Annotated in this window: 22 protein-coding genes and 1 pseudogene; 19 read left to right on the top strand and 4 right to left on the bottom strand. The window is 60.6% G+C overall.

Features of this window, described 5'->3' with window-relative positions:
- The first annotated feature begins 881 nt into the window (after positions 1 to 881).
- From IPF85_RS01215 to IPF85_RS01165, 11 genes are all read left to right on the top strand, one after another.
- Complete coding sequence (locus IPF85_RS01215; RefSeq protein ID WP_343406237.1) at positions 882 to 2,558, top strand: M23 family metallopeptidase; 1,677 nt, start codon at positions 882 to 884, stop codon at positions 2,556 to 2,558.
- A gap of 354 nt (positions 2,559 to 2,912) precedes the next feature.
- Positions 2,913 to 3,410: a hypothetical protein gene (locus IPF85_RS01210; protein WP_343406236.1), complete on the top strand. Its 498-nt coding sequence runs from the start codon at positions 2,913 to 2,915 to the stop codon at positions 3,408 to 3,410.
- A gap of 103 nt (positions 3,411 to 3,513) precedes the next feature.
- On the top strand, positions 3,514 to 5,448 hold the full coding sequence (locus IPF85_RS01205; RefSeq protein ID WP_343406235.1) for an RHS repeat-associated core domain-containing protein: 1,935 nt from the start codon (positions 3,514 to 3,516) through the stop codon (positions 5,446 to 5,448).
- Entirely contained in the window at positions 5,442 to 5,897 is a 456-nt protein-coding gene (locus tag IPF85_RS01200; RefSeq protein ID WP_343406234.1) for a hypothetical protein, read from the top strand. The genes IPF85_RS01205 and IPF85_RS01200 overlap by 7 nt, the downstream gene beginning before the upstream one ends.
- Positions 5,897 to 6,373: a hypothetical protein gene (locus IPF85_RS01195; protein ID WP_343406233.1), complete on the top strand. Its 477-nt coding sequence runs from the start codon at positions 5,897 to 5,899 to the stop codon at positions 6,371 to 6,373. Before IPF85_RS01200 ends, IPF85_RS01195 begins: the two co-directional genes overlap by 1 nt.
- A gap of 213 nt (positions 6,374 to 6,586) precedes the next feature.
- Positions 6,587 to 7,063, top strand: coding sequence for a hypothetical protein (locus IPF85_RS01190; protein WP_343406232.1), 477 nt, complete (start codon positions 6,587 to 6,589; stop codon positions 7,061 to 7,063).
- A gap of 271 nt (positions 7,064 to 7,334) precedes the next feature.
- Positions 7,335 to 8,417: a hypothetical protein gene (locus IPF85_RS01185; protein WP_343406231.1), complete on the top strand. Its 1,083-nt coding sequence runs from the start codon at positions 7,335 to 7,337 to the stop codon at positions 8,415 to 8,417.
- 5 nt (positions 8,418 to 8,422) lie between these two features.
- Positions 8,423 to 8,887: a polymorphic toxin type 44 domain-containing protein gene (locus IPF85_RS01180; RefSeq protein WP_343406230.1), complete on the top strand. Its 465-nt coding sequence runs from the start codon at positions 8,423 to 8,425 to the stop codon at positions 8,885 to 8,887.
- Between the two features lie 27 nt (positions 8,888 to 8,914).
- Positions 8,915 to 9,532, top strand: a complete 618-nt coding sequence (locus tag IPF85_RS01175) for a hypothetical protein (protein WP_343406229.1) — start codon at positions 8,915 to 8,917, stop codon at positions 9,530 to 9,532.
- Between the two features lie 163 nt (positions 9,533 to 9,695).
- On the top strand, positions 9,696 to 10,283 hold the full coding sequence (locus IPF85_RS01170) for a hypothetical protein (RefSeq protein ID WP_343406228.1): 588 nt from the start codon (positions 9,696 to 9,698) through the stop codon (positions 10,281 to 10,283).
- Between the two features lie 119 nt (positions 10,284 to 10,402).
- A complete protein-coding gene (locus IPF85_RS01165) occupies positions 10,403 to 10,618 on the top strand; it encodes a hypothetical protein (RefSeq protein WP_343406227.1) in 216 nt (71 codons plus the stop codon).
- On the opposite strand, the gene IPF85_RS01160 is transcribed toward IPF85_RS01165, so the two are convergent.
- Positions 10,582 to 11,820: an MFS transporter gene (locus tag IPF85_RS01160; RefSeq protein WP_343406226.1), complete on the bottom strand. Its 1,239-nt coding sequence runs from the start codon at positions 11,818 to 11,820 to the stop codon at positions 10,582 to 10,584. The genes IPF85_RS01165 and IPF85_RS01160 overlap by 37 nt on opposite strands.
- Positions 11,821 to 12,063: 243 nt before the next feature.
- On the opposite strand from IPF85_RS01160, the gene ppdK reads away from it, so the two are divergent.
- Entirely contained in the window at positions 12,064 to 14,745 is a 2,682-nt protein-coding gene (gene ppdK, locus IPF85_RS01155; protein WP_343406225.1) for a pyruvate, phosphate dikinase, read from the top strand.
- 302 nt (positions 14,746 to 15,047) lie between these two features.
- On the opposite strand, the gene IPF85_RS01150 is transcribed toward ppdK, so the two are convergent.
- On the bottom strand, positions 15,048 to 15,323 hold the full coding sequence (locus IPF85_RS01150) for a hypothetical protein (RefSeq protein WP_343406224.1): 276 nt from the start codon (positions 15,321 to 15,323) through the stop codon (positions 15,048 to 15,050).
- 7 nt (positions 15,324 to 15,330) lie between these two features.
- Positions 15,331 to 15,639: a hypothetical protein gene (locus IPF85_RS01145; protein WP_343406223.1), complete on the bottom strand. Its 309-nt coding sequence runs from the start codon at positions 15,637 to 15,639 to the stop codon at positions 15,331 to 15,333.
- 225 nt (positions 15,640 to 15,864) lie between these two features.
- Between IPF85_RS01145 and IPF85_RS01140 the strand changes: the two genes are divergently transcribed.
- On the top strand, positions 15,865 to 16,776 hold the full coding sequence (locus IPF85_RS01140; RefSeq protein WP_343406222.1) for a sugar phosphate nucleotidyltransferase: 912 nt from the start codon (positions 15,865 to 15,867) through the stop codon (positions 16,774 to 16,776).
- A 34-nt stretch (positions 16,777 to 16,810) separates the two neighbouring features.
- Here the strand turns inward: IPF85_RS01140 and coaBC are convergent, their stop codons facing one another.
- The gene (gene coaBC, locus IPF85_RS01135; RefSeq protein WP_343406221.1) at positions 16,811 to 18,022 is read right to left on the bottom strand and encodes a bifunctional phosphopantothenoylcysteine decarboxylase/phosphopantothenate--cysteine ligase CoaBC; all 1,212 of its coding nucleotides are present in this window, start codon (positions 18,020 to 18,022) and stop codon (positions 16,811 to 16,813) included.
- Between the two features lie 266 nt (positions 18,023 to 18,288).
- Between coaBC and IPF85_RS01130 the strand changes: the two genes are divergently transcribed.
- The 6 genes and pseudogenes from IPF85_RS01130 (at position 18,289) to IPF85_RS01105 (ending at position 24,861) form a co-directional block, all read left to right on the top strand.
- Complete coding sequence (locus IPF85_RS01130; protein WP_343406220.1) at positions 18,289 to 19,320, top strand: aminomethyltransferase family protein; 1,032 nt, start codon at positions 18,289 to 18,291, stop codon at positions 19,318 to 19,320.
- Positions 19,317 to 20,132 carry a biotin/lipoate A/B protein ligase family protein gene (locus IPF85_RS01125; protein WP_343406219.1) on the top strand — a complete coding sequence of 272 codons (816 nt, stop codon included), beginning with the start codon at positions 19,317 to 19,319 and terminating at the stop codon, positions 20,130 to 20,132. The genes IPF85_RS01130 and IPF85_RS01125 overlap by 4 nt, the downstream gene beginning before the upstream one ends.
- A 4-nt stretch (positions 20,133 to 20,136) precedes the next feature.
- Entirely contained in the window at positions 20,137 to 20,430 is a 294-nt protein-coding gene (locus IPF85_RS01120; RefSeq protein WP_343406218.1) for a DUF503 domain-containing protein, read from the top strand.
- Positions 20,431 to 20,602: 172 nt separating this feature from the next.
- The gene (gyrA, locus tag IPF85_RS01115) at positions 20,603 to 23,239 is read left to right on the top strand and encodes a DNA gyrase subunit A (RefSeq protein WP_343406217.1); all 2,637 of its coding nucleotides are present in this window, start codon (positions 20,603 to 20,605) and stop codon (positions 23,237 to 23,239) included.
- A gap of 18 nt (positions 23,240 to 23,257) precedes the next feature.
- Complete coding sequence (locus tag IPF85_RS01110; RefSeq protein WP_343406216.1) at positions 23,258 to 24,625, top strand: ATP-binding protein; 1,368 nt, start codon at positions 23,258 to 23,260, stop codon at positions 24,623 to 24,625.
- 10 nt (positions 24,626 to 24,635) lie between these two features.
- Positions 24,636 to 24,861: pseudogene (locus tag IPF85_RS01105) on the top strand (type II toxin-antitoxin system HicB family antitoxin).
- The last annotated feature ends 34 nt before the right edge of the window (positions 24,862 to 24,895 follow it).

The following is a 24,895-nucleotide window of genomic DNA, read 5'->3' as shown; positions in this document are numbered from 1 at the left end:
GCCACGAATTGCACGAATTGACACGAAGGCAGAAGCTCGATTCGTGCAAATTAGTGGCAGAGAAAGCTGGGCGGATTTTTGCCACGAATTGCACGAATTGACACGAAGGCAGAAGCTCGATTCGTGCAAATTAGTGAAATTCGTGGCAGAGACAGATGGGCGGCTCCTTGCCACATAGAACGCAAAGAGCGCAAAGACGTCGCCAATCTGCGAATCTTCTGCCGTTGCTTTGTGTTCTATGCGTTCCTTGTGGTCAATCGTCTGCCCAATTCGGAATTGCTACGCCCAAATTTTGCCTCTTGACAGAGCGCCGCGCGCGTGCTATGCTGTGACCAGCCACAAGTCTGCCCCCCGCCTTCCGAGTCGCCTCCCGATTTCGGAAGTCCCCGGCGAGAGTTCTCTCTCCCGCACCGAGACCTCCTTCAGCAGTCAGGAAATCTCCCTGACCCCATCCGTTTCGATTACTGCATGAAAGGAGTCCGTTGTCATGTTGCGCTGGTGTTCCTCACTCTTTCATCTCTCTTCACCACACCTTCCTGTCTCGCGGCTGGCGGCGCGTCCGCTGCTGGTCGTCCATCTGCTGGTGGTTTGCAGCCTGCTGTTCTCAGCCGTGGCTGCCGCTACCCCCCCTGCAAATAAACACCGCTGCTAAGTTCATGTCCCCTGGTCCTCAGCCCGATCTGATCTCCGTCCCCGCGAGGATGCCGTCGCCTGCGGTGGCAGGTGGCCGAGTGCTTGCTGATCCTATGCAAGGGGCCTCACCTCTCTTTCTAATGCACACGGATCCTGTACTTGGACTCACGTTGCATTACCCGAGCCAGTGGAATCTCATACACACTCCCACAGACGTCCCCTTGGTGCCGGGGGAGCTTCGACCTTATGTGCTCACTCTATACCCCCCGGGAAGTGATCCTCTGGACGACAACCGGATCGATATAGCCTTTTTCTTGTTCGAGATAGCATCCGAACAGGATTTGCAGACCTGGAGTAATGCCCACATTACCATTGGTCGCCCGCAATTGCCCGACACAGAAGTAGTCCGGAGTCAAGTGCTCGTAGATCCAGCCGGTGTTCTCAGACGGGTTCTTCACTCCTTGCGCACAACCGAAATCGGCCCATCGCAAGCCGTTGAGCTCACGCATGGCAGCCTGGTTCTGTCCATCAGCACCTATACCCACGCTGACTATATGACTTCGCTGCTAGACATGATTGCCGATTCTATTGAGTTCGCACCAGGCGCCCCGAGGAACCTCAACGAGCTTTTTGGCCGCAACGAGTCATGGCCTTCGCTGGAAAGCGTCGTTGAGGCCAATCGGCTTCAGCCTGCTCCAACGTGCGATCTGGCGTGCCGCGACGCCCAGCTTGAAGCGGGTCTTCCTGTGCTTCCATCTGTTTCTCCTGATCCGGATTTTGCTGAATACGAGAGGCGATTTTACGAATGGTTCGATAGCCACCCAGTCCTGCGGGGAGTAGATGCCCAGACCGTACAGCCCGAGGGGGATGTACAATCCTCTAGAAAGGCTCTGCCGGCCAATTGGTGGAGCCCAATCCATCTCGGCAGCGGCACTGTGAATGTCAATTGTACTTCTGACAAGCACACGGGCAACGCTGGGTTCGCCTTGGACATTGGAGTACCGACCAACACCAATGTGTATGCTGCACAGGCCGGGCAGGTGATGTATCGTGACTGGGACTCGTCTGGCTACGGGTACCGAATGGACGTCCACACCTCGGTGAATATGGCCAATGAGAGCCGCGTGTATCGCCATCTCTACGCCCATCTGACGAGCTTCATCTCGGCACTGAACGACAACGTCACGCGCGATACCATCATTGCGAAGTCAGGCGCAACCACTGGTCCCAACCCGCCGCCTGCGACCCCGCCCGTGCCTATCGCCCCGCATCTTCATTTCCACATCAACTTGCACAATGCCAGCACGGACGCCGTGGATGCTTCGCCGCTGTTGGGCTTCGTGCCGATGACCACCTATCCCAATTCAGGCGCTACGTGCGGCACAATCTATCCGCTGAACAGCGCCCAGAGCCTGCGTATCATCGAACCGGCGGCATTCACCGAACGATACCAACCGCGCTCGGATCATTACTGGTTCTGTTATCAGAGCGATTCCCTCACTTCTCAACGCACGACCGAATGTTTCATGAAAGGGATGCCAAACAACGGCCAAGGCTGGAACGCCAATCCCTGGGATTACTGGCTCTCACCTGAGTTGCGGTATGCCAACGTTTCATTCAAGCAGACGGGACGATACTACATTTGGGTTTGCGGCTTGGGTGGAACCGTGAATGATGATTCGCTGCATATGGGTCGTGATGATTACCCATACGACACGTCGCGCGAAATCACGGGCTATGCTTCGGCCGCGTGGCGATGGCAAAGCATCAAGATGAACGGAGCGCGTCCCTACCTTGACGTCAGCGAAGGCGAGCGGGTCATCAATATCTGGATGCGTGAAGATGGCATGAGAATTGACCGCGTCCTTCTGACCCGGCAGGTGGGGTATAATCCCACAGGCAACATCAGGTGTGGGGGATACTGACCGAACTTCTTGCTTTCTTCGCTCACAGAGAAAAGTATGGAAACCATGAGATTAGTGCATGCCGACAAGACAGGTTGGGTGCTGTTATGCAGTGTGGCGCTGGCCAGTGTTCTGGTCTCCTGCCAACCACTCCGGAACAGACCCGCAACGCCTGCTGTGGCCCCAACGACGCGGTTGGCGGCGATGTCGCCAACCGCAAGCGTGTCGCCGACGGTGACAACATTGCCAACGGACCCTCCAGTCGTTGCAGTTGCCAGTCCCGCCCCTGCCACAATTACAGTCGCAGTTACTGCCGGCCCAACTGGTCAACCCCAGCGCGCTGACTGGCGCAGATACACGTCTCCCTATGTGGGCGTGTCCTTTGCCTATCCGGCCGATTGGAAGTTCGTTCCAGTGCGTGAAAAGCCCGAACCATACAATCTACCCTATTTCCAATTGAGTGCTCCTGTAGTGGATCACCTGGGTGGCAACATTGGGGTCGCCATTGTATATATGGGGTCTGAGTTTGCTAAAGGAGGAAGCCTGCGCTCTTGGGTTGAGAAGTACTTGCAAATGACACTGCCCGGCAATCCTTCGGGCTACACATTGTCTGCGACTTCCGAGGCCACCTTTGCGGATCCCAATGGCAGCCTGCACGAGATGGTTCGGGAGTTTCTTACAGACAAAGAAGGCGCCGTTATATTGGAAAGCGTCTTCACCAGGCAGGGTAACATCGTGATTCAGATCGGCAGCGCCACCTGGACCGAATACGCCCCTGCCCTGCGGGCCGTCCTGGAAGACATCGCCCGATCCTTTCAGTTCTCGGCCGATGCACCCAGGACGTTTAACGAGATGTATGGGGTAGACCCATGAGGTAACTCCACTGATTTCACCCCCGATGTTCAACATGGCGTCCAGAGCCTTCTGTGAGCAGACAGATCGATCCGGTTGTGCATGATCGGCCAATCGGCGCTTCGTGCGCCGTGCGTCCGATGTGTTTGGCAACCTGCGCAGCGTCTCGGAGAGCACCGGTTCGTGGCCGGTCGGCCAGCCCAATCCTACCTGGGGCAGCGAATACCGCACGCGCTACAGCTACGACGTGGCCGGCCGGCTGCTGACGGTGCAGGATCACGCCAGCAACCAGACGACGCTGACCTACGACCTGCTGGGCCGCAAGACGCAGATGGTTGATCCGGACATGGGCACGTGGCAGTATCGCTACGATGCGGCGGGCAACCTGGTGAAGCAGCGCGATGCGCGCAACCAGGCGATTTGCTTCTACTACGACGGCCACAACCGGCTGGTGGGCAAGACTTATCATGCGGGCATCAGCAACCTGGGCACTCTGACGTGCAGCGGGACATACGCCGTCGGCTTCAGCTACGACAGTACGGCGAACGGCAACCTGGGCAAGGGCCGGCGCACCGGGATGAGCGACACCTCGGGCAGCGCGAGCTGGCTGTACGATGCCCGCGGGCGGACGACGCAAGAGACGAAGGTGGTCAATGGCACAGGCGGCGGGACGTTCGTGACCCGATGGGACTACGACTCCGCCGACCGGCTCACGTGGCAAAAGTATCCTGGCGGCAACGCGGGCCAGGTGGGCGAGCAGGTGATGTTCACCTACAACACCCAGGGCTTGCTGCGCCAGGTGCAGAGCAACGGCAGCACTTACTATGTGGGCGAGACGCTCTACAACGCGCTGGGCCAGACGACGCAACGCTGGCTGGGCAGCACGACGGGAGTGGTGCAGCAGCTCTACACCTACACCGCGGCCGAGAACTTCCGGCTGGTGACGCTGAAGACCGGCAACGCGTCCCCCTACACCAACCTGCAGAACATCAGCTACACCTACGATGACGTGGGGAACGTGCTGACGATCACGGATGCGGCGGCGTATGGCGGCAGCCAGACGCAGACCTTCGCCTACGATGCGCTGCACCGGCTGAGCACGGCGCAGGCCAGCGGCGCCACGGGCTATGGCGGTTACAGCCAGAAGAACTACGGCTACAACGCCATCGGCAACCTGACCGCCTTCGAGAGCGCGACGCAGAATCAGTACTATCAGGACGAGGCGCACAAGCATGCGGTGACGCACATCGGCGGCACGGCGTCCGGCAACCGGAAGTACTGGTACGACGCCAACGGCAACGCCACGCGGCGCATCAGCAGCACGCAGGATGTCACGCTGAGTTACGATGCCGAAAACCGGCTGACAGCCATGAGCGGCGGTGTCACCTCGAGCTACGTCTACGACGGGGACGGGGCGCGGGTCAAGGAGACGGCCGGCGGGGCAACGACGGTCTACATCGGGAACACCTTCGAGTGGACGGGCAGCACGGCCACGATGAAGAAGTATTACTACGCCGGCGCGGTGCGGGTCGCCATGCGCACGGGGGTCAGCCCGGGCACGGTGAATTACCTGTTGGGCGACCACCTGGGTTCGCAGGCGCTGACGCTGACCAGCGCCGGGGCGCGGCTCAACACCAACACCGAGCTGCGCTACATGCCTTACGGCGCCGCACGCTATACCGCACAAACGACGCCGACGACGTTCAACTTCACCGGTCAGCGCAAGGACAGCGGGAGCGGCTTGCTGTTCTATAACGCCCGGTGGTATGATCCGGTCGTGGGGCGATTTCTGGCCGCGGATACGATCATCCCCCAGCCGGGGAATCCGCAAAGTCTAAACAGGTACACCTACGCGGCGAATAACTCTCTTGGGGCGGTCGATCGCACAGGCCACTGGCCTGAATGGGTGAACAACGCCTTCGGCTATACCATGGGTGCAGTGTCTCAGTATCTGAATAACGTGTCACTGGGCGCATTTGCGGCACTTGCTGTGCATGGTGATCTGTCGTTAATTGAAAACGAAAGCTACCAACAGGGGCGCGAACTGGGGCGATGGTGAGCGATGCTCAGGCCAAGTTCGAAATCGCCACGGGAATTGGCATGGCTGCTGCTGGGACTGCTGCCATCGCGCCGACGTTGGGAGGTGGCGGTGTGTGCGCTCTTGCAACTGCAGGCGCATGTGCATTGCCAGCAGGGGGAGCTTTGGTCGCCGAAGGTGCCATGGTCGCAGGTGGTGGCGCGTTGGCCGGCCATGGCGGTGGGGTACTGCTGTATGCCAAGAGCCACCCCGTCGAGAGAATGACGGATCTTCAGAAGCATGGTAGACCGAGTAAAAATTACGATCAGAAGGCGCAAGAGAATGCAGCTATTCGATCGTATGAGCGACAGACCGGCCAGACACTATCAAAGGACCAAAGACGGGTGCTCCATGAGGCATTGCATGAAGGTGAAAATCCCGGATACGACGATATCATCAACATGATCTACGATTTGTTTGGAGACAAATAATGGTGAATCAATCTGATCTAGTTGCAGTAAGCGAGTTGGTGATGCCGTTAGTGGGCAAACAGGCTTGGAACGTACGTCTGGGCATTGGTAACTCCCTTACAATGAACTTCGGCAAACAGCTGGAACCTAACGAGTTCGGCCAATTATTTGGAGAATGGTATCTATGGTTAGAGGGGTGCGAATGGCGCATTGATCAGCAGGATCAAATTCTGATTGCTGGAGAGGACTCCCGCGAGCAATTGAGGGTCGCGGTACAAGAACTAGAAGGACGCACCTTGCTTGCAGTATCTCTGTATTCTCCCGCTATTGATGCTATCTTTGAGTTTGAAGGACACCTGTCATTGCGACTATTTGCCGTGAATACAACCGAGCTTGAGAGTTGGAATCTGTTTACCCCGGAGCACAAGGTACTGGTCATTGGACCAGGTGCGCACTGGTCTTACACCAGGTCGGATGTCGTGAGCGAAGAGCTGTAGATCCTCATGTTCTGCGGGTGAAGCCTGGCGCGGGGCCGCGGCCCCGCGCTGACCCGCTTTGCCGCGGCCGAGTACTTCGACAGCACACCGAGCGGCTGGCTTTACTCTATCGGACCGTGAAATTCGACAACTTCACAAGGCAGTGCATGAACTTGAGAATCCTGGATTCGATGACATTGTCGACTTAGCTCGCGATCTGTTTGGAGGAGAATAATGGTGACTCAGGCTGATCTAGATACAGTAAGTGGTTTGGTGGTGTCGCTGGTAGGTAAGCGAGTTTGGAATGTGCGTTTGGGCATTGGCAACTTCGTCACCATGGAGTTCGGCCAACAGTTGACGCCCGACAGGTTCGGCCAGTCATACGGGGAATGGTATCTATGGCTCTGCGGATGCGAATGGCGCATTGATCAGATAGACCAAGTTCTGATTGCCGGGGAGGATTCTCGGGAGCGGCTGAAGGCGGCGGTCCAAATATTAGAAGGCCGGACGCTGCTTGCTGTGTCTCTATACTCTCCTGCTATTGACGCGACTTTTGAATTTGAAGGTGGCCTGTTCTTACGACTATTTGCTGTAGATACGGTTGAGATCGAAAGTTGGAAGTTGTTTACCCCAGAGGATAAAGTGCTTGTTGTGGGGCCTGGGTCCAAGTGGTACTACGCGCGGTCGGATATCCCGCGAGATGAGACGTGAATCTTCTTCGTATGATGGATGGCAGAATCTGGACACGCGAATAGCCGGAGGTAAGGTAAGATAGATTCTGCCTCCACAAGGTCTTACTGACCTGTGTGCCGATCATCGGCGGGGCCGTGACCGCGACGAACATGGAGGAGGGCGAAAGCCCGCCAGGCCCATCCTGTTTCTGCTTGCACCTGCAACGCGGAGAACTGTCTCACCGGCATGAACGGTGTGGCCATGGAGACGCACATCTACGACGCAGACGGCGCCCGCGTCAAGGCGGTGTTTGGCAGGCGACAGCGCCAGCATCACGAGCTACGTCAGCAAGCTGGTGGAGGTCAGTCCGATCTATCGTGAGGACTTCAGCGATGGGCAAGCGCAGGGCTGGACGGCGAGCAGTGGGGCATGGGCGGTGACGACCGGCGGCTACCGGCAGAGCGGAACCGCCAACAACACCAACGCGTACCGGGCGCAGACGCAGAACCAATTGCTGGTCTATCGGTGGCAAGCGACCTTTACCAGCGGCGTGAATGCGGGGATGTACCTGTTGGCGAGTGCGACCACGGGTGCGGAACGGGGGAACAGCTACCGGGTGTGGCAGGATGCGACCTCGGTCAAGATCTACGAAAGCACCGGCAACACCGCCACGCAGCGGGCCAGTTTCACGGCGAGCAATACGGCCGGGCAGACGCACAGCTACCAGGTGATCTACGATCCGTTGACGGGCAAGGTACAGGTGTGGCGAGACAACGTCTACCTGGGGAGTTGGACTGACACGACGCCGCTCCTCAGCGGGAGCTACCTTTCGCTGCGCACCGATGCGTCCAACGTGCTGTTCGACAATTTGGTGGTGTCGGAGGTGGTGAAGTATTACCAGGCGGGTGGTCAGCGGATTGCGCTGCGCAAGAACGGTGCGGTGAGCTACCTGTTCGGGGATCACCTGGGCAGCACCAGCGTGACGGCGGACGCGACCGGGGTGCGCACGGGGGAGTTGTGGTACAAGCCGTGGGGTGAGAATCGAGGGACGCCCTATCAGACGACGCCGACGCAGCGACGCTTCACCGGGCAGGTGCTGGACGAGGTGGCGGGCGGGTTGTATTTCTACAACGCGAGATACTACGACCCGCCCGTTCCCCCCCCCCCCCCCCCCCCCCCCCCCCCCCCGCCCCGCGACAGGTGCCCCCCCCCCCCCCGGCGGTGCGTCGCCAACCGGCTCATATCAATTGGGCATCCGTTCCTGCGGTGGTGCAGTTCATTTATCAGGAGTTGCTCACTAACGCAAAGGGAAGTACTGTTTCACAGTTGGCGAACCTCAACTCTCAATGCATGGGATGTGGAGTTCCTGCAATTGCCGGCGCACCATCAGTAGCACGTATGAGCGATCAAGTCAATCGTCTCAAGGCCATGGCTATCTTTGCCTGGAAAGTCCGCCAGGGTGGTGAGTGGGATCCTAAGCCCAAGTTAGTCGCCGAATTTCGCGGCAGCAAAATCTCTCCTTATTGGGCCGCATTAGGTGAGGTCGAGTACTACTACGATGTTTGGGGAAACATCGAATATGGTTACCTGGGAACAGCATCGGCTTTCTCGGGGGATGCATTGCTCGAAGGCGCGGGCGCCGAACAAATCGGGAGCAGCCTCGGTTATACGGTAAAGGAGCGTAGTCTCGAATACTTGCCTCGACGAACTTCAGGAGTTCAGGGCTGGCGTGCATTCGACGATCCCGCAGATCAGATAGGCATCCAGATCGGTATTGACCTGTGGAACACCTACAACCTGACGCTCACCCCGATGGACATCATCGATGCGATCGAGCGCACGCCTGGCTTGGCAATCCGGTAGTTGCTCTAGACAGCAAGGGAGGCCAATATGAGAAAGCTAGCTGGAATTACTATAGCTCTATTCCAAGCTGTGGCATTGTTGATCGGTTTGACAAGTTGTGGAGCGCGCTCCATACGGGTGCCTGCTGAGGACCTGCTTATTGATGATCTATCCCTGTTTCCAACCGGGTGGACTGTTGATTTACCACCTTTTTCGGCGCGAGATCGTCTAGACATCTTAATGGATCAGGGAGCAATCGATTTTGCTGATGTGGGATTCGCTTCGCCAGATGACCATCTCGACTTTCTGGGTGCTAATCAAGTCATATGGAACTTTGAAAGCAGTGTTGAGGCTGTTTGGGAATTCCGTAGGAGGTTCCGACCTCCAGACTCTTCCTTTTCTATCGAACAACTGGGAGGAGCGGCCTATCACAGCGAAGTGGCCGACCGATTTCGACTATACTGCACGCTCCAAGAGCTGACTCTCCAAATCAAAGGCGAAGAAAGGTGGACAGCCTGTACGGCTATTGGGCAGTACGGTGAGTATATTTCCCAATTTACTGCAGTTGTTGGAAACGAATACAATATGTCCCCGGCGGACTTTGAGCGTATCCTCCGCGCCATTGACGAAAAGATTTCCACCAGCCTAGACAGCCACACCCCATGAACGCGACCAATGTCATCATCAACGGCGCTGGCGGCAGAATACCATGATGTCCTGGCGGCTGGGACGCCGAACTATGCTCCAGTACGGGGGTCTGGTGCGCCTTATGACGTTGGTCATTTCGATAACAGGCCGAGGTGACGCCATGAACACACGGAGATTGCGTTTGGCGGTCCTGACACTGACGACTTGCCTCGCTGTGGCTGTCTTGAGCTTCATCTGCACACCCGGCGCCCCGGCGCCGTTGCGGCCCTTTACCACTGAATCCATGCTGATGGATGCTACGCTGTTCCCTCCTGGCTGGAGTAATCGGCCCATCATTCCAACCGCAGACTCGCATGGCGCCCTGGAGCATCCGCGACGAGGCATGAGTGGAGACGGCGTAGTGGGTCATGAAATCTATCGTTACGAATTCGTGCGCAGTGCGCAGCGTGAGTACAAGCGTCAACTGGACGTGTTCTATTCTGGTAGACAGGCTAACGACGCCTGGGAGGAAAAGCCCGAATTGACAACACTAATGGATTTTGCAGACGAGGCGTACGTAGCCTGTGCAAGTTACATTGCGCCCAACACGGAAGGCGCCAAACTCTGCCATATGCTGGCGCGATATGGCGAGTTCGTCGTACGATTTTCGGCCCAGATTGCCCCCGCGGCGCCGCTGGCCCTTGACGAGGATGAGTTGGGCGAGTTGCTGGTCAAACTCGATGATCGGTGGGAGGCGGCGATGGCATCACTCCCGACGCCATCGCCGTGATCTACCATGAGTGGCGCAATCAGCCCGATTTTTGCCACGAATTGCACGAATTGCCACGAAAGGCCCCTGAAATTCGTGCAAATTAGTGAAATTCGTGGCAGAGAAAGCTGGGCGGATTCTTGCCACGAATTGCACGAATTGACACGAAAAGGCCCTGGAATTCGTGTCATTCGTGGCTGATTCCGTCCTGCAACGGCAACATGACCGGGCGCACGGTGGGCGGCGTGACCTACACGCTGGTTTACGATGCGGAGAACCGGCTGCAGCAGGTGAAGCAGGGAAGCACGGTGTTGGCCAGCTACACCTGCGATGGCGGCAAGCGCGTCCGGCGATAGAGTGCCAGCGCGGGCGTCAGGATGAGGGCCGACATGGTCAGCGCCAGGCGCAGGGAGAAGTTGCCGACGGCGCCCACCACCGGCCCGCCGGCAATCTGCCCCATCGCATCCGCCTGGTTGACCATGGAGAGCACGGTGGCGCGCACGCCGGCATCCGCAGTCCCAATGTGCTGATTCGTCCAGATGGACAGGATCGGCCCCATCGTGCGGCGCAGCATCATGATCGCCACCAACGCAATCACCCCCAGCGCAAAACTGGGCGCCAGCGCCAGACCCAGGACGCCGGCCACGATGCCCGCGGTCATCCACCACAGCGTACGCGCAATCGCCCGATCGCTGCGCATGTCCAGGCGCCGCCGCACCACCTCAGCCGCGGCAATGCTCAGGATGAGCCAGGCAGCCCGAATCAGCCCAATCCAGACGATGGGCTGCCAGCCAAACACCTGGGGCAAGGTCAGGTTTTGTATCAGATGAATGGTCCACAGGCGATCCACGCCTTCGCTGAACGCGCCATTGATCATTCCCACCACCAGCAGGGTGAACAGCACCGGCCGTGAGCGCACAACCCGCCAGCCGCTGCGCGTGGTGTGGATCATCGTCTGCCAGGTGGTGTGATCCGCGCGCGACGTCGGCGTGAAGTGCTGTTCCGGCATCACCAGCGCCAGCCCCGCAGCCAGCGCGATCAGGCCGGCCCCGCCCAGCACAATGGGGAGCTGCAGGCCTCCAACCTGGGCGAGCAGCGTGCCACCGCCGATGCCGAGCAGCACCGCCAGTGAGCTGAGCTGCGTCGCCCGCAAGAAGGCCCGCCCCGCCTGTTCCTGACCAATCTCATCCACCAGCCAGGCCTCGGTTGCACCGCTGGTGAAGGTGTAGCCCAGTCCCCACACCACCTGCGCAACCAACAAGGCGCCGAACTGTGGTACCGCACCCTGAAGAATGAAACCGCAGCCCATCACGACATAACCGATGACCATGGAGAGGCGTCGGCTGTAGACATCGGCCACGACACCGGTCGGCACCTCGCCCAGGAAGGCGGTCGCTTCCAGCACGGAGCCGACCAGCACCAGTTGCAGCGGATTGAGGCCGACCATCGTCACCAGGTAGACGGAGCTGACGGTGAAGATCATCCCTTCCAGAAAAGCCACGGTGATCGTCAACACCAGGTAGAGCACGGTCGCGTTCATTTTGCGCATTTTGCGCATGGTCAGCATCTCCCCCGCAGAGCCGCGCCCACGGTCGCGGCGGTCACTGTCCATTGTCTTGGTAGGGCCGGGATTATAATGGGTAAGCTCATGCGCCGTCAAACCGCCTTGGGTCTGGGGTTGGAATCACCTCAACCGGCCTATGACCTGTGTGCGTGCTTCCTTGCACAATCCGCGCTTCTGACCTATAATGATGATGATCTGACCCGATTTGATCTCTTTTTTTATGTCCGAGGAGGAAAAATGACAAAGAAGTGGGTCTATTTGTTTAGCGAAGGCAACAAGGATATGCGCAACTTGCTGGGTGGCAAGGGCGCCGGCCTCGCTGAAATGACCAATGCTGGCTTACCGGTTCCGCCTGGTTTTACCATCACCACCGAAGCCTGTAACGCGTACTTTGATGCCGGCAAGGAGTTCCCCGCCGGCATGTGGGAGCAAACCCTGGAGGCGCTCAAAGTTGTCGAAGCGCAGACCGGCAAGCGCTACGGCGATCCCGCCAATCCGCTCCTGGTCTCCTGTCGTTCCGGCGGGCGTGTCTCCATGCCTGGCATGATGGACACGGTGCTCAACATCGGCTTGAATCCGCAAACCCTGGCCGGCATGGTGGGCTTGACCGGCAACGAGCGCTTTGCCTGGGACTCGTACCGCCGCTTGATCCAGATGTTCGGCAACACCGTCAAGGGTGTGGACCGCCAGAAGTTCGAGCATGCGCTGGAGCACCTGCGCGCGCAAGTGGGCGCCAAGACCGACGCCGACCTGACCACGGCCCAGCTCAAGGATGTGGTAGCCTCGTTCAAGGCCATCTACAAGGAAGCGCTGGGCGAAGATTTCCCGGACGATGTTTATGAGCAGATGAAGCAGGCCACTGCGGCCGTCTTCCACTCGTGGTTTGGGCGGCCGGCCATGGAGTATCGCAACTTCAACAAGCTGCCGCACGACTGGGGCACGGCCGTCAACATCTGCACGATGGTCTTTGGCAACATGGGCGACGATTCTGCCACCGGCGTGGCGTTTACCCGCAGCCCGGCCACCGGCGAAAAGCATGTCTATGGCGAATATCTGATCAACGCGCAGGGCGAAGACGTGGTGGCCGGCATCCGCACGCCGCATCCGATTGATGACATGGCCAAGGAAATGCCAAAGTCCTACGACGAATTCATCAAGATTTGCGACATGCTCGAACGCCACTACCGCGACATCCAGGACCTGGAGTTTACGGTGGAGCGCGGCAAGCTGTGGATGTTGCAGACCCGCGCCGGCAAGCGCACCGCGGCCGCCGCCGTCAAGGTGGCGGTTGATCTGACCAACGAAGGCATCATCACCAGGGAAGAAGCTCTCATGCGTGTGGAGCCGGGCCAGGTGGTGCAGCTCCTTCTGCCGCGCTTCGACCCGATAGACCAGGATACTGCCAGGAAGGCCGGCCGCTTGGTGGCCAAGGGCCTCAACGCCAGCCCCGGCGCCGCTGTCGGGCATGCCACCCTGGACGCTGACCGTGCCGAGTCCCTGGCCAGCAAGGATTACCCCGTCATCCTGGTGCGCCCGGAGACCAACCCCGACGACGTGCATGGCATGTTGGTGGCCAAGGGTGTGTTGACGCAGCGCGGCGGCGCCACCAGTCACGCGGCCGTGGTGGCCCGTGGCCTGGGCCTGCCCTGCGTCTCCGGCTGCGAAGAACTACGCATTAACCTGGAAGCGCGCACCTTTGCTGCACGCGGCCAGACCATCAAGGAAGGCGACATCATCTCCATTGATGGCACCACCGGCGAAATCTTCACCGGCGCCATCAACCGGATTGATCCCAACTTCGACGAGGAAGTGGACCTCAAGACCCTGCTCGGCTGGGCCGACCAGGTCAAGCGCCTGGGGGTGTGGGCCAACGCCGACTACCCACGCGACGCCGTGCGCGCACGTGCCTTCGGCGCCGAGGGCATTGGCCTCTGCCGCACGGAGCATATGTTCTTCGAACAGCAGCGCCTGCCCATTGTCCAACAAATGATTCTGGCCAAGGATGACGTCATCCGCCAGGCTGCCCTCGATCAGTTGCTGCCGTTCCAGCGCAGTGACTTCGAAGGCATCTTCCGCGTGATGGACGGCTACCCCGTCATCATCCGCTTGATTGACCCACCGCTGCACGAATTCTTGCCCAGCTTCGAAGAACTGCTGGTCAAGGTGACGGAGCTGCGCACCAAGGGCATCACCGGGCCTGAGCTGCACGAGACCGAGACGATGCTCAAGGCCGTCGAGAGCATGCGCGAAATGAACCCGATGCTCGGTCTGCGCGGCATTCGCCTGGGCATCATGCTGCCCGGCCTGATCGCCATGCAGGTGCGGGCCATCATGGAAGCCGCATGCAACATCACCCTGGAAGGCAAGGCGGTGCATCCGGAGATCATGATCCCGCTGGTCGGCCACGTCAACGAGCTGTCGGTCGTTGAGAAGACGCTGCGCCCGCTGGCCGAGCAGGTCTGCCGTGACAAGGGCGTGAGTGTCCAATACAAATTTGGCACGATGATCGAAGTGCCACGCGCGGCCCTGACCGCCGGTGACATTGCCAAAGAGGCCGAGTTCTTTAGCTTCGGCACCAACGACCTGAGCCAGACCACCTACGGCTACTCACGCGACGACGCCGAGGGCAAGTTCCTGCTCAAGTATGTCGAAGACAAGATCCTGCCTAACAATCCTTTCCAGCAATTGGATCGCGAAGGCGTGGGTCGCCTGATGCGCATGGCCGTCACCGAAGGTCGCGCTGCGCGGCCCGGCCTGGAAGTGGGCATCTGCGGCGAGCATGGCGGCGATCCCAGCTCCATCGAGTTCTGCCACATGATTGACCTGAACTACGTGAGCTGCTCGCCTTTCCGCGTCCCCGTCGCTCGTCTGGCCGCCGCCCAGGCTGCGTTGGGCACCGAGGTCTTCCGCGACAGGTAGCACGTCAACGATCAAATTTGTTGCGAAACGAAGAACGCCAGGACTGTGCTAATGACGGTCCTGGCGTTCTTGCTTTGGCGGCTGCAGCGCAGCGTGGTGACCTGCCTGACGTGCTTATCGCGTCCAGGTATCGCCGTGGATCTCATCCCAACGTCGGCGGCTAATGGAATCCAGGGCCTGATGACTCCACCCCATCACGCGCAGAAATGTTCCAACTCTGAGCACCTCCGCGCAGAGAAGGAGCCTCGGTACGCGTCTACATCGGTCAGGTCGGCACCGGCAGACCGAGAGTCCACGCGGCCTTAACCGCGCAAGACCACCGGAACGTCTTTGATGTCTCCGCCCCCCCCCCCGTGGTTCCTGACCCGCGAGATCGTCGCGATTTCAACCAGGGCAACTGACAACAGGCTGTCCAGTTTGGGAAGATGGTTGGGAAAAAGCGTGGATAAGTAGTGACGAGCATCCGCCAGAACGGTGGGCGAGATGACCATGACGATCTCGTGTCGGGTAGCCAGACGAAGGATCTCGTACGGGTAGCGCGGGAAAGTAATGCCTCGGATCAAGACATTGGCATCCACGAAGACTCTAAGCTGTTTGGGTGATCCCATAGCGTTCTGCAAGAGTGCGCTCACGAATGGTGCGAATGACTACGTCGAGATCTTCTTCATCGTAGAATCCGAGTCTTTCGGCTTCTGGCCCAATACCGGTGACAAGACTGTCGAGCAGGTATCCGGCGATTTGGGCATGTGTGAGCGGTCGCGTGCTGATGATCACCACGCCATCCGCCAACTCCTGCATATGTACTTTGCTGCCCTGGCGTAATCTGAGACGATCACGCAGCGCCTGAGGAATCGTCAGCCGCCCGGCGGCCGAAATGGCTGAAGTTGTCCACATAAACTCGTATCTCCTTACGTACTGTTCAAGCAGATTATAGCGCAATCACTCTGGAAAGGCAACCGGATGGCCGATTCATCCTGATCACATGCTTTGCGTAGGGATGATGCGACTCGCTGCTGTTCCCTCGGCGTGGCTTGGCTTTTTTCATCGTGCGGGGTATGATAAGGATGAAACTTCCCCCTGCGGGAATTGCTGAACTACGTTAAGGAGAGAAGAGAACCAATGCCCGATATTAGCCTGGTCATCATGGCCGCAGGCATCGGCAGCCGCTATGGAGGGCTTAAGCAGGTTGATCCGGTGGGGCCACATGACGAGCTGATCATTCACTATTCGGTTTATGACGCCCTGCGCGCCGGTTTCGACCGCATCGTCTTTGTCATTCGCCGCGATATCGAAGACGCATTCCGCGCACGCATCGGCCGCATGGTCGAGGCGCAAGCCGCGGTGGACTACGTCTTTCAGGAACTGCACGATTTGCCCGGCGGGGCGCCGGCGCCGGTCGGCCGCGTCAAACCCTGGGGCACCGGCCACGCGGTCTGGTGCTGCCGCCATACCATCCAGGCGCCTTTTGCGGTCATCAACGCCGACGATTTCTACGGCGCAACCTCATTTCAGGCCATCGCCGAGCACCTCCGCCAGGCCAGCGATCAGCCCGGCTTCTACGACTTCAGCATGGTGGGCTACCCACTGCAAAATACCCTGTCTGCCCATGGACACGTGGCCCGCGGTGTGTGCCAGGTGGCTGCCGATGGCACCCTGATCAGCATCCAGGAGCACACCCGCATCCAGGCCTTCAGCGATGGCATCAAGACCTGGCACGAGGCCAGCGACTGGACGCCTCTCGCACCCGACACCCACGTTTCGATGAACTTCTGGGGTTTTACGCCCGCACTCTTTGGCGAGCTGGAACAGCGTCTGGCGCACTTTCTGCACCGGGAGGACGCAGCCCTCCTACGCAGCGAGTTATTCCTGCCTAATGTCGTTGGCGAACTGGTGCAGGCGCAGGCCGCGCGGGTGCAGGTCCTGCCCACGCAAGAGCAGTGGTTCGGCGTCACCTACCGGGCTGATCGGCCGCGAGTTCAAGCCGCAATCCAAGCCCTGCTGGCGGCAGGGGTGTATCCGGACCGGTTGTGAGGGCAGGGACAGAGCGAAGAGCGAAAATCGAAGCCTAGCTCAGCAGCGCCGCGATCCGCTGCATGATATGCGCGGCGACGGCGGCCTTGCTCAGCAGCGGTAATGGCTCCGGCGGGCTGTCCGCGGTGAGCAGGGTGACGCGGTTGGTGTCTACGCCAAAGCCGGCATCGCTGGCGGTTACGTCATTGGCCACGATCAGATCGAGTCCTTTGGCCGCCAGCTTGGCCTGGGCGTTGGCGTGCAGGTTTTCGGTCTCCGCGGCAAAGCCCACCGTTACCCGCGGCCGTCCACTGAGGGCGCGCTGCGCAGCCACTATCGCCAGGATGTCAGGCGTGCGCACCAGCTCGATGGTCAGGCCGCCGCCGCCCGGCTGCTTCTTGATCTTCTGTTCGGCCACGGCCGCCGGCCGGAAATCGGCCACAGCCGCCGCGCCGATGAGTACGTCGGTGGTTGGCTGCTGCGCCAGGACGGCGTCGCACATCTGCTGCGCCGACTCGACCGCCACCGTTTCCACGCCCCAGGGCAGTGAGACCGCGAGCGGGCCGTGAATCAGCACCACCTCTGCGCCCAGGTCGAGCGCCGCTTCGGCCAGCGCCACGCCCATCTTGCCGCTGCTGCGATTGCCGATGAAACGAACCGGGTCGAGCGCCTCGTGCGTGCCACCCGCGGTGATGACCACGCGCTGGCCGGCCAACGGCCCTGATCGCCCCAGCAGGTAGCGCGCGGCGCTCAGCAGGTCGTCTGGCTCGACCATGCGGCCGCTGCCACTGGCGCCCGACGCCAGGTGACCACTGAGCGGGCCGACGATGAAGGCGCCGCGCTGGCGCAGCGTCTCCAGATTAGCCTGCGTGGCCGGGTGCTGCCACATGTGTTCTTCCATCGCAGGGGCCAGGAGCAGCGGCGCGGTGCAGGCCAGGGCGGTGACAGTCAGCAGGTCGTCTGCCAACCCGTGCGCCAGGCGGGCCAGCGTGTGCGCGGTGAGCGGTGCGATGATGAGCAGGTCAGCGTCTCGGGCCAGGTTGACATGCGCGATGCGGCCATCAGGCAGCGAGCCGAACACGTCGTCATGTACCGGTCGGCCGGTCACGCCTTGAAAGGTCAACGACGTGACGAAACGCGCCGCGCCAGAAGTCATGATAACATCTACCCGCGCGCCGGCCTGCGTCAAGCGGCTGGCTAAAAAGGCCGCCTTGTACGCAGCAATGCCGCCGCTGACACCCAAGAGAATCCGTTTGCCTTCGATCACGTGACCACCTCTGCGCCGCCCGTTGCGCCCGGCAGCATGGGCATGGATAGCGGAATTATAACATATGCAGGCCGTTGCGTGCGGATCGCGACCACGGCGGCGTGCGCCAATAAATCAAGTTGGCAAATCGTCTGCCCGTATGATATACTGCAAGCGGGCACGAATTGCGCCTGTTTTCTTAAACAGAAAAGTGAACTCTATTCCCGCTTGCAGTAGACAATGCCCCCGCTGACAGCATTCGAGTGTTTGCCGAGGTGTTGCACACGATGACACAACCCGTTGTATCGGGAGCCGATAGAGATGCCAACTTTCCGGGAGTCGGCATCTCTGAATATGAAGCCGCTCGCGCCACGGTGGCGCTGATCGAGCGCGCGGAGATGGGTGCGCTGCGCCTTTCCGGCGCGACGCGGGTTGATTTCGTGCAGCGCCAGACGACCAACGATGTCAAGGCGTTGCGCCCCGGCCAGGCCACAATCACGGTGTTGACCAATCCGCAGGCGCGCATCCTCGATACGCTCACGGTGCTGGCGCGGCCGGATGATTTCATCATCCTCAACGGGCCGCCCCTGCGTGAGCGGTTGGTGCGTCATCTGCGCGGCCTGATTTTCTTCATGGATCAGGTGACGGTGACCGACCTGAACGCGGAGACGCATCAGCTCGAATTACTTGGCCCGCAGGCGCCCGACTGCCTGGCCGCAGCCGGCGGTCAACCGGACATCGCTGCCCTGGCGCGCTTTCAGTGGCGCGAGATCAGCCTGGCCGGTCACTCGGTCACCGTTGTGCGCCTGCCCGGACCAGGCGCTGACGCTTGGCGCCTTTTGACGCCGGCCGCGGGCTGGACGGAGGTCCGGGCGGCGCTGACCGCCGCGGGCGCCCGCCCCATCGGGCAGGAGGCCTACAATCGGCTGCGCGTCGAAGCTGGAATGCCGGCGCCTGGCATCGAGATGACAGACGCCGTGACCCCGCTCGAAGCCGGCCTGCTGGCGTACATCAGTCAGACCAAGGGCTGCTACACCGGTCAGGAGATCATCGCCCGCCAGCTCACCTATGACAAGGTGACGCGTCACCTGTGCGGGCTGCTGTTGGCGCAAATGGTGGCGCCCGGCGCTGCGCTGGAGGTCGAAGGTCGCAGCATTGGCACGGTTTCCAGCAGCGTCTACTCGCCGGCGCTGGCACGTCCCATCGCCCTGGCCTTTGTCAAACGGGATTACGCGACGGCCGGGACAGCGGTCATGGTGCGCAGCGGCGACGAGACGATCGAGGGGCAGGTGGTTGACTTGCCATTCGAACGGCCATGACCGACCGTTGGCGCTTGCTGAGCAGCGCGCCGCTGGATGGCGCCACCAATATGGCCCTGGATGAGGCGCTGGCCGAATCGGCCGGAGCGGGTGAGAGCCTGCCGACGCTGCGTTTTTACCAATGGGCGCCGCCATGCCTGTCACTGGGTCGCAATCAGCCCTTGTCAGAAGTGGATCTGGCGGCCTGTCAACGCCTGGGCTACGACATCGTCCGGCGACCCACTGGGGGGCGCAGCATCCTGCACACCGACGAGCTGACCTACAGCGTGACCGGCCCTGCGTCCGAGCCGCGCCTGACCGGCGGCGTGCTGGATGCGTATCTGCGCCTGGCCGAGGCCCTGGAGTTGGGGCTGGAGCGGATGGGGCTGACGGTCAAGAAGGCGCCCGGTGACACCCGCACCGGTGCTGATGTCAGCGCCGCGTGCTTCGAAGTGCCGTCGGCCTATGAGATCACGGTCAATGGCCGCAAGTTGATCGGCAGTGCACAGAGCCGGCGCCAGGGTTGGGTGCTACAGCACGGCTCCTTGCCGCTGACCGGGGACATCACCCGCGTGGTGGACGGCCTGGCCGTGGCGTCAGCAGACGAACGCGAGGCCCTACGCCTGACGCTGGGTCAGCGCGCCACCACCGTCGAAGCCGAATTGGGCAAACCCATTGACATCCATGCGGCCATGGTCGCGCTCGCCGGCGCATTTGCCGAGCATTTGCACCTGAGCTTCGAGCCAGGCGAACTCAGCGCCCGCGAGCAGCAGCGCGTCGAGCGTCTGCTCAGCGAGCGCTACCGCCATCCCGCGTGGACCGGCAAGAACTGACGTCATGACACCATCTATCGCTTATCTCAGTCTCGAGCTACGCCTACCAGGAAACGGTTCCTTGAAGGGCAAGCGCGGCATCCTGAAGTCGCTTCTCGCGCGGCTGCGGCATGAGTTCAACGTCTCGGCCGCTGAAGTGGATGCGCACGACGCCTGGCAGCGCGCGGTGATTGGCGTCGCGTGCGTATCGGTCAGCTCGGACTATGCGCACGGGCTGCTGCAAGCCGTGGCCGACGCCGTCGAGCACTGGCGTCTCGACTGCGAGGTCGTGGACTACGACATCGAGCTGCTTACATGAACGATTCGAACTCAGCGCTTCGAAATTGAGTACCCATGTCACCATAGGGAGTGTGGAAAACACAAACATTGCGAAACAAGGCGAAATTTGCTATAATACGCCGCTGAGGAACAACAAGCCGCCTCGGTCATGTTACCGGGTGCGGTTTTTGCATGGATGAGGGAGCAATGCCTTGACGGACGAACTGACGGGTCTCCAACCCGGCACAAACGGGGTTGATCTACAAGTCGGCACCAGCGGTGTTGATCCGCGAATCGGAAAAATCCAGCCTATTGACATAGATGTCGAGATGCGCAGTGCGTATCTTGACTATGCCATGAGTGTGATTGTGGCGCGCGCCCTGCCCGATGCGCGTGACGGCCTCAAGCCGGTGCATCGGCGTATTCTGTATGCGATGCATGACATGGGCATGCGTCCGGGTACCGCGTATAAGAAGAGCGCCCGTATCGTCGGTGAAGTGCTCGGTAAGTATCACCCGCACGGCGACGTGGCCGTCTACGATTCGATGGTGCGCCTGGCGCAAGACTTCTCGATGCGCTACCTGTTGATTGACGGCCAGGGCAACTTCGGCTCGATTGACGGTGACAGCCCGGCCGCCATGCGTTACACCGAGGCCCGCCTGGCCCGTTTGTCTGACTACATGCTCGGTGACATCGAAAAAGAAACGGTGGACTGGGGGCCAAACTTCGACGACTCCCTGGAGGAGCCGACCGTTCTGCCGGCCCAGCTCCCCAATCTGCTCCTCAACGGCTCATCAGGCATTGCCGTCGGCATGGCTACCAACATTCCGCCGCACAACCTGGCTGAACTGGCCGATGCCATCGCCTACCTGATCGAACGATGGGAACAGCGGGATGACGTGACCGTTGAGGACTTAATGGAACTGATCAGCGGCCCGGACTTCCCCACCGGTGGCCTGATCATGGGCACGGAGGGCATTCGCAGCGCCTATGCCACCGGCAAAGGGCGCATTATCATGCGCGGCGTGGCCTCCATCGAAGACACGAAGGGCGGGCGCTTCCGCATCATCGTGACTGAAATCCCCTACCAACTCAACAAGACCACCCTGCTCGAACGCATCGCCCAACTGGTGCGTGAGGAACGGCTCGATCAGATCAGCGACCTGCGCGATGAGTCCGATCGCGAAGGCATGCGCATCGTGATCGAACTGAAGCGCAGCGCTTCGGCGCGCAAGGTGCTCAGTCAGATCTACAAATTGACACCGCTACAAAGTACGTTTGGGGTCAACCTGTTAGCCCTGGTTGAAGGCGAGCCGCGCCTGCTCTCGCTGCGCCGCGCCCTGCAGATTTATGTCGAACACCGCCAGGAAGTGCTGACGCGGCGCACACGCTTCGAGCTGCGCAAGGCCCAGGAACGTGCGCATATCCTGGAAGGATTGCGCATCGCTCTGCAATTCCTGGACGAGGTGATTGCGCTCATCCGCGCTTCCAAGAGCGCCGATGATGCTCGCACGGGGCTGATGACCCACTTCAACCTGAGCGAGGTGCAGGCGCAGGCCATTCTCGACATGCAACTGCGGCGCCTGGCAGCCCTGGAACGAGCCAAGATCGAGGCCGAATACCAGGAGATGATGGCGCGCATCGCCCACCTGCGCACACTGCTCGATCATCCCGAAAAAATCCTGGAGATCATCAAGACCGACATCCTGGAACTGAAGGAGAAATTCGGCGACCGCCGCCGGACGCAGATTCTGCCGGACGGCAGCGCGGACGACGAGGATGTCGTTCCACAAGAGCACGTCCTGGTGACGCTGACACAGGACAATTTTGTCAAGCGTACGCTGACCCGTGTCTACCGGGCACAGGGACGTGGTGGCCGCGGTGTCGTCGGCATGAATACACGTGACGAGGACCAGGTGGTGCAGGCGCTCAGCGCGCGCACCCTGGATTTCGTGCTCTTCTTTACGAACAAAGGCCGGATCTATTCCGAACGCGCGTTCAACCTGCCCGACGCCAGCCGCACCGGCAAGGGCCTGGCCATTGTCAACTTCATCAATCTGCCGCCAGATGAACGGGTAACGGCGATGGTAGCCGTGCCCGATTTCGAACACGCCACCTATGTGACGATGGCAACCGTCGGCGGTCGCATCAAACGCGTGGAGCTGAGCGAATTCAGTTCGGTGCGGCCTAACGGCATCATCGCCATGCCGTTGGAAGATGGCGACGAGCTCGGCTGGGCCAGGGTGACAAGCGGCAAGCAGGAATTGATCCTGGTGACGGAGAAAGGGCAGGCGCTGCGCTTCGACGAAAACGAGGTGCGCGCGATGGGACGCACCGCCAGCGGCGTCTGGGGCATCCGCCTGGGCGAGGGCGACCGGGTCACATCGCTCGATGTCATAGAGCCAGGCGGTGATCTGCTGGTGGTAACGCCGCAGGGCTTTGGCAAACGTTCTTCGCTGAGCGAGTATACGCCGAGGGGCCGCTACACTGGCGGTGTGGTCACCCTGTCACAATCACGCCTGGAAAAGGACGGGCGCATCGTCTCATCGCGTGTGGTGCAGGAGGATGAAGAAGTGGCCTTCTTCTCCGCCGGCGGCATTGCCCTGCGCCTGCGTGTCAGGGACATCCCGCGCCACGGTCGCGCGTCCAGCGGTGTGCGCCTGGTGCAGTTGAAGAAGGATGACACAGTGGCGGTGATGGTGCGCCTGGGGCTTGCGCCGACGGCGGAGCCAGTCACGCCAACCGCTGCCCTTCCGCCGCTCCCCTTACCAGCCCCTTTGCCAGCCCCTTTGCCACCCCCCTTGCCACCCCCCTTGCAAATCGAAGAGACGGCGTCAGCCACAGCGTGAGGCGATAGGAACATCATCATGTCTGTGACCCATCTCATCGGCCGCCGGTCCGGCCCTCAGATTGAGTGTATGCCCACAGTGGACGCAGAGCGGTTGACTGAAACATTGGTTGCATTCGCCAATACCGATGGCGGCCACATTCTGCTCGGTGTAACGCCGGCCGGCCATGTCATCGGCAATCTGCAGGAAGAAGAAGTGGAGGGCGCCTTACGCCATGCGCTGGTCAACTGCCGGCCCCCGGTCAAAACGGAGTGGCAGTTGGTGTCAACAGGCCAGGGCGATGTTGTCGGCGTCTTCGTACCGCGCAGCACCGAGCTGCACAGCCTGGCCGATGGTCGGGTGATCGTGCGCAGTGGTGCGCAGAACAGCCCACTGGGCGGCGAGCAGATCCGGCAGTTGGCGGCCACTAAGTCGAGCAGCGACTTCGAGGCGGAGCCGATCGCCGGCGCCACCCTGGCTGACCTGGACGAGGCCATCATCACCGAATACATCGAGAAGCGCGAGGAGCGTCAGCGGCGCAAGCTGACGCTGTCGCGTCAGGAGTTGCTGGTTCAGATCGGCGCGTTGACGCCCGAGTTGGCGCCCACGACGGTTGGCATTCTGCTGTTCGGCCGCGATCCCCAGGTTTTCCTTCCTCACAGCGGCGCGGTGTTCGTGCGCTTCACCGGCACGGAGGCGCGGGGGCCGCAGGGGCTACCAGGCTACGGCCGCCGCGAGGAGATCGTCGGTCCGCTGGCGCGCCTGATCGAGCGCCTGTGGCAGATCATCTGGAGCGAAATGCGCGTGCAGGCGGTGGTGCGCGGCTTGCAGCGCGAGGAAAAATCGGAATACCCGCCCTTTGCCGTGCGCGAGGCGTTAGTCAACGCGGTGTGCCACCGCGATTACCGGGTGCGTGGCCGCCGCATCGAGGCGCGCATGTTCGACGACCGCCTGGAAATGAGCAGCCCCGGCGGCTTGCCCGGCTACATCACCCTGGACAATATCGTCGAGGAGCACTTCAGCCGCAATCCACGTCTGGTCAACGGCCTGTTCCAGTGGGGCTACATCGAAGAGCTGGGACTGGGCATTGATCGCATGATCGAGGATATGGTCAAGAACGGCCACCCGCAGCCGGAGTTCAAACCAACGCCCTACGCGTTCTCCGTCGTGCTCAGGAACATCCAGACCTCGCGGCCGATCCCGGTCTGGCAGCAGAACATGAACGAGCGCCAACTGCGCGCCATCCAATTCATCCAAACCAGCACCCGCATCACCAACCGTGACTATCGCGACCTGTGCCCGGACGTGTCCGCCGAAACCCTGCGCCTCGATTTCGCCGACATGGTGGACAAGGGCATCCTGCTGAAAGTGGGCGACAAGAAGGGTACGTACTACGTCCTGAAATAACGAAGGAACTGTGACACCACAAGATTATCACATCAACATCTTTTACAGCGAGGAGGATGAAGGGTATATCGCCGATATCCCCGATCTGCGCATGCTCTGCCTTCGGCCTGACCCCCGCCGATGCCCTGGCCCAAGCCGAGATCGCCAAGCACGCCTGGTTCGACGCCGCCCGCGCCGCCGGCAAACCCATTCCCCCACCCCGTTACCGACCTATCATCTACCAGCTTGCAGCCTAATGCGCATCCTGAAATAACCCAAAAAGCGTTTGGG

Source organism: Candidatus Amarolinea dominans, from assembly GCF_016704685.1.
In the GTDB taxonomy this organism is placed as follows: Bacteria; Chloroflexota; Anaerolineae; order SSC4; family Amarolineaceae; genus Amarolinea; species Amarolinea dominans.
Note: the sequence above shows the minus strand (reverse complement) of the source record. Positions and strands in the feature narration are given on the sequence as shown.